The sequence below is a fragment of the Nocardioides sp. NPDC127514 genome (assembly GCF_040302125.1).
GTDB lineage: Bacteria > Actinomycetota > Actinomycetes > Propionibacteriales > Nocardioidaceae > Nocardioides.
Window position 1 is genome coordinate 13,738 of record NZ_JBEORF010000033.1, and the last position, 13,485, is coordinate 27,222.

General features: G+C 66.4%; 12 protein-coding genes. 4 read left to right on the plus strand and 8 right to left on the minus strand.

What is annotated here, in order from left to right; genetic code table 11:
* The 8 genes from folP to ABTX24_RS23745 form a co-directional block, all read right to left on the minus strand.
* Window positions 1–843: a dihydropteroate synthase gene (gene folP / locus ABTX24_RS23710; RefSeq protein ID WP_350843097.1), complete on the minus strand. Its 843-nt coding sequence runs from the start codon at window positions 841–843 to the stop codon at window positions 1–3.
* Entirely contained in the window at window positions 840–2,729 is a 1,890-nt protein-coding gene (locus ABTX24_RS23715; protein ID WP_350843099.1) for a chorismate-binding protein, read from the minus strand. The genes folP and ABTX24_RS23715 overlap by 4 nt, the downstream gene beginning before the upstream one ends.
* Window positions 2,730–2,915: 186 nt before the next feature.
* Window positions 2,916–3,758, minus strand: coding sequence for a bifunctional methylenetetrahydrofolate dehydrogenase/methenyltetrahydrofolate cyclohydrolase FolD (gene folD, locus ABTX24_RS23720; RefSeq protein WP_350843101.1), 843 nt, complete (start codon window positions 3,756–3,758; stop codon window positions 2,916–2,918).
* Window positions 3,755–4,669 carry a formyltetrahydrofolate deformylase gene (gene purU, locus ABTX24_RS23725; protein ID WP_350843103.1) on the minus strand — a complete coding sequence of 305 codons (915 nt, stop codon included), beginning with the start codon at window positions 4,667–4,669 and terminating at the stop codon, window positions 3,755–3,757. The genes folD and purU overlap by 4 nt, the downstream gene beginning before the upstream one ends.
* Window positions 4,666–5,415, minus strand: a complete 750-nt coding sequence (locus ABTX24_RS23730) for an alpha/beta fold hydrolase (protein ID WP_350843105.1) — start codon at window positions 5,413–5,415, stop codon at window positions 4,666–4,668. The genes purU and ABTX24_RS23730 overlap by 4 nt, the downstream gene beginning before the upstream one ends.
* A 90-nt stretch (window positions 5,416–5,505) precedes the next feature.
* Window positions 5,506–6,534, minus strand: a complete 1,029-nt coding sequence (locus tag ABTX24_RS23735) for a VOC family protein (RefSeq protein ID WP_350843107.1) — start codon at window positions 6,532–6,534, stop codon at window positions 5,506–5,508.
* Between the two features lie 46 nt (window positions 6,535–6,580).
* Window positions 6,581–7,657, minus strand: a complete 1,077-nt coding sequence (locus ABTX24_RS23740) for a fumarylacetoacetate hydrolase family protein (protein ID WP_350843109.1) — start codon at window positions 7,655–7,657, stop codon at window positions 6,581–6,583.
* 43 nt (window positions 7,658–7,700) lie between these two features.
* Entirely contained in the window at window positions 7,701–9,029 is a 1,329-nt protein-coding gene (locus tag ABTX24_RS23745; protein WP_350843111.1) for a glycine cleavage T C-terminal barrel domain-containing protein, read from the minus strand.
* 218 nt (window positions 9,030–9,247) lie between these two features.
* On the opposite strand from ABTX24_RS23745, the gene ABTX24_RS23750 reads away from it, so the two are divergent.
* The 4 genes from ABTX24_RS23750 to eno are packed head-to-tail and all read left to right on the plus strand — an operon-like array spanning window position 9,248 to window position 13,414.
* On the plus strand, window positions 9,248–10,105 hold the full coding sequence (locus ABTX24_RS23750; RefSeq protein ID WP_350843113.1) for a fumarylacetoacetate hydrolase family protein: 858 nt from the start codon (window positions 9,248–9,250) through the stop codon (window positions 10,103–10,105).
* Window positions 10,102–11,106, plus strand: coding sequence for a C-terminal binding protein (locus tag ABTX24_RS23755; protein WP_350843115.1), 1,005 nt, complete (start codon window positions 10,102–10,104; stop codon window positions 11,104–11,106). The genes ABTX24_RS23750 and ABTX24_RS23755 overlap by 4 nt, the downstream gene beginning before the upstream one ends.
* Entirely contained in the window at window positions 11,103–12,125 is a 1,023-nt protein-coding gene (locus ABTX24_RS23760) for a phosphotransferase family protein (protein WP_350843117.1), read from the plus strand. Before ABTX24_RS23755 ends, ABTX24_RS23760 begins: the two co-directional genes overlap by 4 nt.
* Complete coding sequence (eno, locus tag ABTX24_RS23765) at window positions 12,122–13,414, plus strand: phosphopyruvate hydratase (protein WP_350843119.1); 1,293 nt, start codon at window positions 12,122–12,124, stop codon at window positions 13,412–13,414. The genes ABTX24_RS23760 and eno overlap by 4 nt, the downstream gene beginning before the upstream one ends.
* Window positions 13,415–13,485: the final 71 nt, after the last annotated feature.

The window sequence follows — 13,485 nt, forward strand, 5'->3', positions numbered from 1 at the left end:
TCAGCCCTCCTCACTGCGAACGGCGGCCCAGACGGCAACTGCGTCCCGCGTCGGCCCCACATCATGGACCCGAAGGATCCGGGCGCCACGCTCAGTCGCGATGAGAGCAGCGGCTACGGAGGCGACCATCCGGTCTCCGACGGCACGGCCGGTCAGCATCCCGAGCATCCCCTTACGTGAGAGCCCGGCCATCAGCGGATAGGAAGCGGCCACGTCCCCGAGCGAAGCAAGCAGCTGCAGGTTGTGGGCCAGCGTCTTGCCGAACCCGAAACCGGGATCCAGAACGATGGCCTGGCGCGGGACTCCAGCTCGTTCGCAGATCTCAGCCCGGCCCACGAGGTACGCGGACACCTGCGCGACCACGTCGTCATATGCGGGAGCATCCTGCATCGTCGCAGGCTCGCCCTGCATATGAGAGATACAGACTGCGACGCGACTAGCGGCGACGACCTCGACTGCTCCCGGACGCCTGAGGCCACGCACGTCGTTCACCATGGACGCGCCCGCCTCGGCGGCGGCAAGCATCACGGCCGGGCTCGATGAGTCCACCGACACAGGACATCCGGTTCGCTCGACCAGGTCGGCAATCACCGGAACGACTCGGTCAATCTCCGCCTGCTCGCCGATGGGTCGCGCTCCGGGTCGTGTGGACTCACCACCCACGTCGATGAGGTCGGCCCCTTCATCCGCGAGCAACAACCCGTGATGTACCGCAGCCTTCTGTGTAGCGAAGCGCCCGCCGTCGGAGAACGAGTCCGGGGTGACGTTGACGATGCCGCACACCAGCGGTGGTCCGTCGTCGTGAATGCGTCGAACCAACTGCGCAACTTGCTCCGATCTCATGCCGTGACCTCCGTGGCGGGCGCGTGGATGTGCGACGAGACGCGTGCGTTGACGAATGCTTCGATGACTCGCTGCCCGTGCTCGGTCAGGATCGACTCGGGATGCCATTGGAGTCCTTCGACGTGTGTGTGGAGGCGATGCCTGACTCCCATCAGCTCACCGTCGGACGACCACGAGGTCGGCTCCAGGGTCGACGGGAGATCGGCGGCACCGACGGTCAGCGAGTGGTAGCGCGCGACCCGGATCGACGCCGGCAGTCCGTGAAGCAGCCCCTCCCCGTCATGGGAGAGGACGTCGGACATACCGTGCACGACGCGGCCGGCACGAACGACACGAGCACCGAAGGCCTCGCCGATGGCCTGGTGCCCGAGGCAGACCCCGAGCACGGGTGTCGTTGCCGCGAGCGCGCGCACCAGAGGCACGCAGATCCCCGCTTCCGCGGGCGCGAACGGGCCCGGGGAGAGCAGGAGGTGGGTGAATGTCCCCGACCGACGGAGCAGCACCACGTCGTCGGGCGTCAGGGCATCGTTGCGTACGACGACCGCAACAGCACCGGCCTCGATGACCTGATGGACGATCATGTGGACGAAGGAGTCGTAGTTGTCCACGACAAGAACCCTGGGCACCCCGGGCCTTCGTTCCTCGTCGAACGCCTTGCGTATCCGGGACAGCTCCAATGCCGTCGGCATCGTGCGTACTGGGGCAGGTCGCGGCGGCCGCGCGACTTCGACACGAGGCTGCGAGGACGTCCTCGGCCAGCGGCTCCCGATCGCCCTGAGCACGGGCTCGGCCTTGACCCGGCACTCCTCCACCTCGAGCCGATCGTCGGAGAGCGCGGTGATCCCTCCCCCGACGCCCATCCATACCTGCCCCGGCGAGAACTCCAGAGTCCGGATCGTCACCGAAAGCTCCATCCCCGCGCCCGGGCTGACGTATCCGATGGCGCCGGTGTAGGCCTCACGTGTTTGCGGCTCGAGCGCGTCGATGAGGCGCATGGCCGCCACCTTCGGGGCTCCTGTCACCGATCCGGGAGGGAATGCGCATCGCAGCACCTCGCCGTCGCCGACGCCGTGCTGGAGCGCTCCGGTGACGTCGGAGACAAGGTGGCGGACCGAGTGCTCCTCGACACGGTTCAGAGCCGGCACCTCGACGCTGCCGGGCGTACAGACGCGGGCGAGGTCGTTGCGCATCAGGTCGACGATCATGACGTTCTCGGCTCGGTCCTTGGCCGAGCTCACCAAGTCCCGCGGGTCGGCAGCTGTCGGGGCGGTGCCCTTGATCGGGGAGCTCGTGATGGACCGGCCTCTGCGCCGGAGGAAGAGTTCTGGCGAGAAGCTGGCGATCTCCGCTCCGGGCCAGCCGACGTACGCCGCGAAGTCCGGCTCGAGCTCCCGCCATCCACGCACGAAGACATCGAGCGGGTTACCGCGAAAATCAGCTTCGATCCGCTGGGTGATGTTCGCCTGGAAGAGGTCACCGTCGACGATCGCGTCGCGTACGCGACGGATCGACGCCGCATGCGCCACTTCTCCAAAGGCGCTCGAAAAGTCCCCGACCTCATACGACGCCGGCCCGACGCACGCAGGGCCGGCGACGAGTCCCTCAAGATCGCGTCGGAACCGCGCGTCGCGATCCGCACACCGGCCCGGATCGACATGACCCGTCAGCCGCTCGTACCACCATCGACCATGCTCACGAACGAGCACCCGGTCGTAGAACGCGAGACGTGCGACCGGGACCGACGATGGAAGAGCGGGGCCGACGTCCTCGCGCAACCGACCGAGGCGGTAGCCGAAGGAGCCGATCCACCCACCGCCGAAGCCTCCCCCCAGAGCCGGAGGGGTCAGGTCGAGCACCGTGAACGGGTCCTCATCGGGATCCAGCACGTGCAACGGATCCCAGGCGATCACGGCCCGCCCGCCGTCCCACCGTCCCAGAAGCGCAGCCAGATGACTACGCTCGCGGAGGCCAATCAGGACACGGCCCGGGTCCGTCGGAAGGCTGACGGCGACCCGCTCTAGACGCAGAGACGCCCGGCCAACGTCCTCCAGGAATCCTGCGTCCACCGCGAATCAGTCTCCATGGCGGGCTCGTGCCGCGCGCACCGTGTTGCGGAGCAGGAGCGCGATCGTCATGGGGCCGACTCCGCCTGGCACCGGAGTGATGGCGCCGGCAACGGCCCGGACCGCCTCGAAGTCGACGTCACCGCACAGGCCATGGTCGGTCCGGTGTATTCCGACGTCGATGACGGTGGCACCGGGTCGCACATGCGTTGCCGTGATGAGCCGCGGAACGCCGGCTGCTGCGACGATGATGTCCGCCCGGGACGTCTCGGCGACAAGGTCAGCGGTGCGGCTGTGGCACACGGTCACGGTCGCGTTGGCTGCAACGAGCAGCTGCGCCATCGGACGGCCGACGAGGTTCGAACGCCCGATGACCACAGCGTGCCGACCAGTCAGGTCGATCTCGGCCCGCTCGAGCAAGACCATCACTCCGGCGGGTGTGCAGGGCTGCAGTCCAGGACGACCTTGCGACAGCAGGCCGGCATTGCCCAGCGTGAGCCCATCGACGTCCTTGCGTGGGTCGACGCGGTCGATCACTCGTTGCGCGTCGAGCTGCGGCGGAAGGGGGAGCTGGACCAGAATCCCGTCGACGTCATCGTCCTCGTTGAGCTGATCCACCAGCGCCTCGACCTCAGCCTGACTGACGTCTGCCGGCAGGTGACGGTGGAGATCGCGCATCCCGGCCGCAGCACACAGCCTGCGCTTGTTGCTGACATAGACCTCGGATGCGGGATCGTCGCCAACCAGCACCGTCGCAAGCCCCGGAGCCCGGGACAGCGTCGCCACCTCGGCCGCAACACGCTCGCGAACCTCAGCGGCGATCTTCTTGCCGTCGATGATGCGTGCAGTCATGAGAAGACCACCGTGGTTCGGCCGAGCGTGAGCACCCGGTCCTCACAGTGCCACTGGACCGCCCTGAGCAGAACCGATCGTTCCACGTCGGCACCCCGCCGTCGCAACGTCTCCGGACCGTCGTCATGCCCGACGCGGATGACGTCCTGCTCGATGATCGGTCCCTCATCGAGATCCTCGGTGGCGTAGTGGGCCGTCGCTCCGATCAGCTTCACACCGCGCTCATGCGCCTGCTGGTACGGCGATGCGCCGACGAACGCAGGGAGGAAGGAGTGGTGGATGTTGATCACCGGGCATCCCACGCCGGCGAGGAAGTCGGATGACAGGATCTGCATGTACCGCGCCATCACAACGAGATCGAAGTTGCCCGCCAGCAGCCGAAGCTGCTCGGCCTCGGCCTGAGCCTTGCTTGCCTTCGTGACCGGGATGTGGACGAACGGGACGCCGAACTGGCGTACCTCTGGGGCTAGGTCCGGGTGGTTGGAGATCACCAGCCCGATGTCTACCGGCAGCTCACCGCGACGCCAGCGCCACAGGAGGTCGAGAAGGCAGTGGTCGTACTTCGACACCATGATGGCGACTCGCTTGGCCACGGCCGCCTGGGTGATCCGCCAGCTGTCGAAGCCGTGCGGCTCTGCCACCTCCTGCGCGAACGCCGTAGTGAGGTCCTCGATGACCATCGGCAAGTTCTCCAGGTCGAAGACCATACGCAGGAAGAACCGACCGCCGACGGCATCCGTAGTCGTCTGATCGGACTCGAGAATATTGGCTCCGTGCTTGGCGAGGAACCCCGTGACCGCGGAGATGATGCCCGGGCCGTCCTCGCACTGGACGAGGAGCCGACCGACACTTTCTGACCGGGACTCCGCGGCAGCGGAGGGTCGGTCCTGGGTCTGAACAGTCTTGGTCATCTGTGATCAGCCTTCTGGAATGTCAGGTTCGAAGCGTCCGTCTTCGGATCTTCGAGCAGGAACTTGATAGCGGCCTCGCGAAAGGCCGCGGAGTATGTCGTCCCGACGTGATCGATACCGGGAAGCCGAAGGTGCCGGGCATCGGGAAGGGCGTTGAGAAGGGGGTGTGGGTCGCCGCCGATGCGGTCCTCGTCGCCCAGAACGACGAGCACCGGAACATCGATACGTGCGACCTGGTCAGGCGTCAGAGGGGTGCTGCGTCGACGCATGCACGCCGCGAGCGCTGCCAGGTCGTTCCCTGAGGCGAACGCGAGAGCTGCGAGATCTCGCACTCGTTCGGGGACCGCCTCGCTGAGGCCCTCCAGCAGGCTGTCCGCCACTGATCCGACAGCCTCTGGACGGAAGACGTTCTCCCCCACACCGGAGATCACGATGCGGCGGAACCGCTCCGGGTTCTGCGCGGCGAGCGCAAGAGTGATCTTTGCTCCCATCGAGAAGGAGATGACATCTACAGCCGAGGGCGAAGCCATCGCTGCGCCGGTGTGTCCGACGATGTCGGCATAGTCGTCAGGATCGTGGGGGGCGGCGGCGGTACCGTGCCCAAGAAGGTCGAGGGGCCTGGGGTCGAGTCCGGCCTCGCGTATTGCCCGCGGCCAGGCGAGAGGTTCCCAGCTCGTGCGAACCGATCCTGACCAGCCATGGAGAAGAAAGACAGGTGGACGGGCGGCCTCGCGTCCTTCGCTCATGAGTATTGCGCTCCTTCGAAACTGCCATGGTCGAGTGACTCCAGGGTTCGGCGACATCTGGTGAGACACACGCCGAACCCTGGAGCGAGATCACATGATGCGAGTCATGTGTTCGGCGTCCGGCGACACGTCGTCAGCCTTCGGCGCGATGTGCGGCGTACCGCTGGTGAGGAAGGTCTCCGACATCGGCTGTCCGATCCACACGAGTGCGTCGTCGGCCCTGGCGATGTCCCACAGCACCGCCTCGGGACGGGACGGGTCGAGGTCGAGCACCTGGTAGCCACCGGTGTAGAGCTCGATGCGGTTCCCACCTGGCTCACGCACGTAGTAGAACCAGTTTTCGCCACCGCCGTGCTTGCCCAGGCCGGCCTCGGCCTTGACACCGCGCTCAGCCAGCACCTCGGCCGCGCTGACGACATCGCCGATGCCGTCGTACCAGAAGGCGATGTGGTGGAGGCGGCCTTCCTTGCTGAACGGATCGGCCGAGATCGCGATCTCGTGCAGGTCCACGGTCGAGGTGACGGTGCAGATCGGCTCGAAGCCGTCGGGCGCACGGACGACGAGGGTGTTCCTCATCCCGAGCTCGTCCTGGAGCCACTGTCGCGTCTCGGCGACGCTCTCAACGAGGATGTTGAGGTGGTGCAGGCGCCGCGGAGTCGCGCCGTTGTGACCGGGATAGGGCGAGGGACGGTCCTGGATCCGCGAGCTGTTCTCGGGACGCTCGATCCGGTCGACGTGAGTGGTGAGCTCCCAGCCCTGACCGCCCTTTGCCGTGAACCGGATCGACTCGCCCTGGCCGCGCACGACGCCGGCGGCGACATGCTCGACCTCGACTCCCGCTGCGGTGAGGCGGTCGGCGAAGCCCTGGATGTGGGAGGGATGCTCGACACGGAAACCCATCCGCACCAGGCCCGGCTCGTCGGCCTGACTGAGGATCACGGAGTGGTGGGCCCACTCACCCCAGGCGCGCAGGTAGACGTTCTCGTCGTCGCGCTCGGTCTCGTAGAGACCGAGGCCGTTGACGAAGAACTCGACGGAGGCCTCGAGGTCAGGGGTGTTGAGGTGGACATGGCTGAGATGAGCGAGACGCGGGGGCCCCACTTCTTTGTTGCTGGTCATCTGATTGCTTCTTTCTCTGGTGAACGGCGTCGGGATCCGCCGCAGGTCACTGGCGGTAGGCGCGTGCCTCTGTCTTGGCGATGGACTCCCGCATGCTGTCGCGGCCCTGGGCAGGAACCACTCGGCACTCGTTGACGAGCTGTCCGATGCGGGCCGAGCCGACCTCGATCGTGGTGCCCTGCCCATCGCTGCCGCGCAGGTCTGCCTTGCGCAGCGGCCAGTCGGGGTGCTGCGGGATGGACGCGTTAGACACCACGTCACCGGGCTCGAGCGTGATCCACGCCGCGATGCCCGCGACGACCTCGTTGATCTGGAAACGCTGGTCCTTCATGCTTCCCTGCTGCACCACGGTGCCGTTCAGGCGCGTGGTGATCGGGTCGTTGATCGGGTCCGTGTGTGCCCAGGTCGGCACGATGTGCGGCCCCATCGGAGCGAAAGTGTCCATCCCCTTGTAGCGGGCCATCGGCCGGAAGGTGAACCGCTCCTTGCGACCACCTTCCATGGGGACTCCCAGATGGGTGATCTCCATCAGGCTCAGGCCGGCGGCAGTGATGTCGTTGAGCATCGTGTAGCCGTAGATGTAGTCCTCGACCTCGGACTCGTCGACGAGCTTCGTCCGCTTGCCGATGACAGCGCAGAACTCCGCCTCCGGCTGAACCACGCCGATGCCGTCAGGAATCTCGACGGTGGCTCCAGGCCCGATCACCGAGGTGTTCGACTTGATGAAGTACAGCGACCGCGGCCAGGGCTGCTCGTTGTCGGGCTCATAGTCGATCTGGGGGTTGTTGCCCAAGGAGCACAGGATCTGGCCGGGGCGCGGAATCGGAGCGAGCCAGGTCAGCTCGTTCTCGTCGACAGAGACCGCCTCGAGGGCCGCGACCGGTCCCTCGAGGGCCGCGGTCCGCAGGACGTCGTCGGCCGCCGCCCCCGCCTCGAGGAACTCGATCATCGTCTTGACGGGCGGCTGGCCGGCGTTCTCCAGCAGCGCAGAGAGGTCCACCGCCTTTCCGGGCAGACGCTCGGCAAGCACGTACACGCCGGGCGAGTCCTCGCCGTTCCGCACAGCAGTGCCCAGGCGAACCGGAGCAAGTCCGGGGGTTTCGGTCGTCGGGTTGTCAGTCACAGTGAGCTCCTTGTAGAGGGTTGGATGTAAATGGGTAAATGGATCAGATGCTGAGCGTCGACAGGTCTCGTCTCCGCTCGTCCTGCTTGTAGGGGGCAGGGGCCACAGTCGCCCGGATCTCGGTCTGCGGCTCGCCGGGGTTGCCCCATAGCACTGACACGGGGGTTCCCGGAGCGCTGTGGTCCACGTCGATGAAGCTGAGGGCGAGGGCCCGCTTGAAGTAGGCGCTGTAACCCGGGTGTGTGGCGTGGCCGACCGTCTTGCCGTCAAGGAGGATCTTGTCCGTCCAGCAGGTCACCCACGGGGCGTGAGGCACCTCGAAGAGGTGATACGTCGGCCCGTCCTGGAAGAGCGACCGGTACACGTCGATGACGTCGTCGCTGTTGAACTCCAGGGTCACCACCGAACGTCGCGGCGTGGTGACTTCCGCCTTGAGCGCGTCGCTGCCGACGAAGTCGTGATCGAAGTTGATCGCCTTCGTCCACCCCATCTCCACGGGGCTGCGGTAGAGCTCCTCGATTGCCGTTCCATCCCAGCTTCCGGTGAAGGACGTCGCGAAGTTGTAGCGCATCGGCCCCGCAAAGGGCGAGGCCTCCCACTCCGGCGGAAGGTTCTCGTCCATGAACTTGCGGTAGTCGGCCTTGCTGTCGTCGGACAGCGCGTTCATGAAATGGATGCCACCGGTCGGGTAGCACGCCTCCAGGTGGTTGATCTGGATGGTTCGGCGACCGAGCCGGCGAATGCCGAACTCCTGGCCTGCCTCCCACACCGCCTGATAGATCGCGTCGTGGTTCTGGATCGGCCCGTGCAGCTCGAACCCGATCTCACCCGCCATGCCCTGGCGGAGCGCGAAGGCGTCGATGCCGTTGATGGAGACGGGCTTGGTCCTCATGAACTTGACGTCGCGCAGGCTCGTCCCGACCAGCTTCTCGAGCAGCGGCAACGACTTCGGTCCAGACACCTGCAGCTTGTGGGTCAGCGGGAACTCGACGTCGACGTCGTACCCTCCCGTGACGATGTTGTAGTAGAGCCACTGCGGCGTGCCGCACTCGTACTCGAAGTCGTCCTCTCCGTGTCGGAGCAGGATGCCCTCGGAGATCACCTTGCCGTCGTCGTTGCACTGGATGCAGTGCTTCGCCTTCCCGATCGGGAAGTTCTCGAAGCTGTTGACGGACAGGTCCTTGAAGAGGCGAAGTGCATCGCGGCCGCGGACCCTGATCTGCGGCACGAACGACCAGTCGCCGATGTAGCAGTTCTGCTTCCAGGAGAGCTGCTCGTCCTGCCAGCCCGAGAACTCCTGCGGGCCGATGATCGCGGGGTACTCCAGTGGCGCGACGTTGGTGAAGGCCCTGAAAGGGGTGGGATCGGTCATCGTTTTCTCCTCTGACGGCGGTGCCGGCATCCGGGACCGGCGGGCCCAATACCAAGACGCTAAGAAGTGACCCGGCTCACACGACACCTCCTGGTGCGGGGGCTTTTGGTGACCAAGGGGATGGGGATTGACCCCCTCCCGGCCAACCCCTTGGGGCCGCTGCCGCGGGCTCCATACGCTGCAAGCCACCTCATGAACCTGCGTCTGGAAGGGCCACGATGAAGCTCGCCAATCGACACGGTCGCGCCGTCCTCGTCGGCGACCGCACGTTCCTGGACGTCGAAGAGGCCAGCGGAGGCGAGTTCTCGGCCGACCCCATGTCCCTGTTTCAGCAGTGGGCCCGTTTCAGTTCCTGGGCTGCCACCCAGGACGTCACCACTGGCGCGATCCTGGACCTCGCCGACCTCGGGGCGCCGAGCCCTCGGCCGGCGCAGGTATTCGGCATCGGCACGAACTATCGCCAGCAGGCGGAGGCCTTCGGGTGGCCGATCCCTGAGGTTCCCATGGTGTTCACGAAGTTCCCCAGTGCCGTCGCCGGGCCCACCGGACTGATCGAGCTCAGCGGACCTCGGGTCGACTGGGAGGTCGAGGTGGTCGTTGTCATCGGAGCGGGCGGTCACCGCATCGCCGCAGCCGACGCCTGGTCACACGTTGCCGGAATCACCGGGGGCCAGGACCTCTCCGATCGCGACGCGCAGATGCGGCCCACGGCGAACCCCCAGTTCAGCCTGGGCAAATCCTTTCCCGGATATGCGTCGATCGGACCGCTGCTGGCGACGCTGGACGAGGTCGAGAACCGCGACGCGATCGCCCTGACCTGCTCGCTGAACGGCGAGGAGGTCCAGAGCTCGACGACCGCGGACCTCATCTTCTCGATCCCGCAGCTGATCGAGTACCTGTCCGGCATCGTCACGCTGCTACCGGGGGATCTCATCTTCACGGGCTCGCCGTCGGGCGTCGGCCTGTCGATGGATCCACCCCGGTTCCTCACCAGCAGAGACACGCTCGTGTCCTGGGTCGAGGGAGCCGACGAGATGCGGCTCGAGTTCACCGACGGAGAAGGAGAACCCTCATGACACGCACCGTGCTCGTCACAGACTTCGCCTGGCCCAACCTGGAGCCGGAGGCTCGGATCCTTTCAGAAGCCGGCGCCGAGCTCCTGGTCGCCGAGACCGGAGACGAGGAGGAGCTGGTGGCGCTCGCGCCACGGGCGGATGCGATTCTGACCTGCTGGAAACGAGTCGGCGAACGTGTCCTTCGCGCAGCCGATCGCTGCCTGACCGTCGCCCGCTACGGCGTGGGTCTCGACAACATCGACCTGCAAGTGGCGACAAGTCTGGGGATGGTCGTCTCGAACGTGCCTCACTTCTGCCTGACCGAGGTCGCCGATCATACGATGGCGCTGGTCCTAGCCGACGCACGACACATCTCGGGCTTCGCGACACAGACTTCAGCAGGTGTATGGGACAACCGCGCGTGCGGTCCGATGCATCGCCTGGGCGGCCGCGTGTTCGGTCTCGTCGGCTATGGCAACATCGCCCAGCAGGTCGCGGTGAGGGCGAAGGCATTCGGTTTCGACGTGGTCGCCTTCAGTCCGTCTCGGGTCGGCTCTTCATCGACGGACGGTGTTCGGTTCGCGAAAGACCTCCAGTCCCTGCTGACGCAGTCTGACGTCGTCTCGCTCCACACCCCGCTGACGCCTGACACGAGACACCTGATCGGGGCCGCCGAGCTGGCCGCTATGAAACCCGGCGCGCTGCTCGTCAACACGTCCCGTGGATTGCTGGTTGACCAGGTCGCGCTCGTCGATTCCCTCAGCTCAGGCGGTATTCGCGCCGCTGCTCTCGACGTGCTCGAGGAGGAGCCGCCGCGCCCCGGTGACCCTTTGCTCTCTGCGCCGAACGTCATCACCACACCACACGCGGCGTTCGACTCGGTCGAGGCGATCGCCGAGCTCCAGGAGACCGCAGCACGCAATGTGGCGGCCGTGCTTGCCGGCAGGCTTCCCGACCATGTCGTCAACGATGAGGTCGTCGACTCGCCCCAGCTGCGGCTGGGAAGGGAGATCGCGCGATGAGCACGTCAAGTCCCGATATCCAGCTGCTGGGTGGCGTCTCGACGACGGACGGGCTCGAAGTGGTCTCACATCTTCGTGCCCGCTGCATCATCGGGGCGCACCCAGCCACCGTGGAGGCTCTCTCCGGCGGCGTCTCCAACGATGTCCTGGCAGTCGAGTCGGGCGGTGTCTCAGTGGTCGTCAAACGGGCCCTCGAGCAGCTTCGGGTGGCCGAGGAGTGGCACGCGGACCCAACCCGGGTGCTGACAGAAGCCGCCGCGCTCCAGGCTGCGTCCCGGATTCAGCCAGACGTCGTACCGCCTGTTCTCGACATAGACGAGGCCGCTCGGATCATCGTCATCGGCCGCGCGCCGGCTCCCTGTCATGAATGGCGAAGCGACCTCATGGATGGTCACGTCGACATCGCCGTGGCCCAGCGGCTGGGGACGATCCTCGCGACGTGGCAGCGTGAAACAGCCAGAATCCCCGAGATCGCACAGCAGTTCAACAGTACGGAGGCGTTCCGCCAGCTGCGTATCGACCCGTTCTTCTCCTGGGTCGCGGGACAGCACCCGGACCTCGCGCCGACGATCGATCAGGTCGTGCATCAGATGGTGGAGACGCGAACCTGCTTCGTGCACGGCGACTTCTCACCCAAGAACGTCCTCCTCGGACCCGACCTGACCTGGGTCATCGACTGGGAGGTCGCTCATTTCGGAGACCCGTCGTTCGACGTCGCGTTCCTTGTCACCCATCTGCTGTGCAAGGCCCTCCACCGACCAGAGCTGACGGCGGACTACCGCGACGCGGCCGCGGCGTTCATGGCCTCTCACGAGCGCGGTCTGGCAACGACCGACCTGCTGCCGGACCCGGACCACCTCGCGCGCCAGACCGCGTGCCTGCTGCTTGCGCGGATCGACGGAAAGTCGCCCGCCCCCTACCTCAACGACGCCGCACGCGTACGCGGCCGGGAGATCGCGAGAAGCTCCATCGCCGACGGCGATCCCAACATCGACCACATCTGGAGGAGATTGGCGTGACCAAGGAACGAAACATCGACGAGGTCGTCGCCTGGCAGGCGTTCGACTCGAGAGGCACACCCACTGTCGCGGTGGAGGTCACTCTCGCCGGCGGGGCTCGCGGACGAGCGATCGTGCCCTCCGGCGCATCGACCGGTGCCCACGAGGCGCAGGAGCTGCGTGACGGCGGCGACCGATTCGGTGGACGCGGCGTACTGAACGCTGTGGCGAACGTGCGCGGCGAGCTCGCCGCAGCCGTGCACGACATCGACGCCGCTGACCAGGCGAAGGTCGACGATGTCCTGCGCTCGACCGACGGAGATCCGAACCTCGCCCGCACCGGGGCGAACGCGATACTCGCCGTCTCTGTTGCCACGCTCAGGGCCGCCGCCGCGGCCGCGGCGCTGCCCCTCTACAGGTACGTCGCGCGGAATGGTGAAGCGCCCCTGCTGCCGCTGCCGATGGTCAACATCATCTCCGGTGGTGCACATGCCGGGCGCGCGGTCGACATCCAGGACTTCCTGGTCGTACCAGTCGGCGCACGTAGCTTCGCCGAGGCGATCGAGATCGCCTGGCACGTCAGAGCCGGCACAGCAGCGGTCATGAGCGCCGCCGGCCACAACGTCGCGTTGGTCGCCGACGAAGGCGGGCTCGGCGCCGTCCTGCCATCGAACCGGTCGGCACTGGAGTTCCTGACCGATGGGATCGAACGCGCCGGCTACCGGCCCGGGGTCGATGCGTCCATCGCGATCGATGTCGCCGCGACCCAGTTCTTCGACGCCACGTCCGACAGCTACCACCTCGCGGCGGACGACCGCCGCGTATCAGCAGATGAACTCGTCGCCGAGCTGTCGACCTGGGCCAACGACTACCCCGTCGTGTCCATCGAAGATGCGCTGGCTGAGGACGACTGGTCCCACTGGTCCCACGCATCGGCCGAGCTCGCCAACCTGCAACTTCTCGGCGACGACCTCTTCTGCACCAACGTAGAACGGGTTGAGCGCGGCATCGCCGAGAAAGCCGCCAACGCGGTCCTGGTCAAACCGAATCAGAACGGCACCATGTCGGGCACTCGCGACGTCATCGACCTGGCCCGAACGGCTGAGATGGCGACAGTCCTCTCCGCGCGCTCCGGCGAGACCGAAGATGACTGGCTCGCTGACTTGGCTGTCGGCTGGCGCACCGGTCAGCTCAAGATCGGCTCCACGATGCGGTCTGAGCGGACCGCCAAGTGGAATCGCGTCCTCGAGATCGAGTCCCGGCTAGGCGCGAGGGCAGAGTTCGCCGGAGCTTCTGCGCTGGCCCGTTGACGCCAACCAACGTCTGACCCTTGAAGGCGAGGAGCCACCCATGTCTGACAACAAACCCATCCGCGAACGGG

Excerpts from the sequence above, each read along its gene's own strand:
- folP (WP_350843097.1), bottom strand. The coding sequence starts at position 843 with ATGAGATCGGAGCAAGTTGCGCAGTTGGTTCGACGCATTCACGACGAC.
- folD (WP_350843101.1), bottom strand. The coding sequence starts at position 3,758 with ATGACTGCACGCATCATCGACGGCAAGAAGATCGCCGCTGAGGTTCGC.
- purU (WP_350843103.1), bottom strand. The coding sequence starts at position 4,669 with ATGACCAAGACTGTTCAGACCCAGGACCGACCCTCCGCTGCCGCGGAG.
- ABTX24_RS23730 (WP_350843105.1), bottom strand. The coding sequence starts at position 5,415 with ATGAGCGAAGGACGCGAGGCCGCCCGTCCACCTGTCTTTCTTCTCCAT.
- ABTX24_RS23735 (WP_350843107.1), bottom strand. The coding sequence starts at position 6,534 with ATGACCAGCAACAAAGAAGTGGGGCCCCCGCGTCTCGCTCATCTCAGC.
- ABTX24_RS23745 (WP_350843111.1), bottom strand. The coding sequence starts at position 9,029 with ATGACCGATCCCACCCCTTTCAGGGCCTTCACCAACGTCGCGCCACTG.
- ABTX24_RS23750 (WP_350843113.1), top strand. The coding sequence starts at position 9,248 with ATGAAGCTCGCCAATCGACACGGTCGCGCCGTCCTCGTCGGCGACCGC.
- ABTX24_RS23755 (WP_350843115.1), top strand. The coding sequence starts at position 10,102 with ATGACACGCACCGTGCTCGTCACAGACTTCGCCTGGCCCAACCTGGAG.
- ABTX24_RS23760 (WP_350843117.1), top strand. The coding sequence starts at position 11,103 with ATGAGCACGTCAAGTCCCGATATCCAGCTGCTGGGTGGCGTCTCGACG.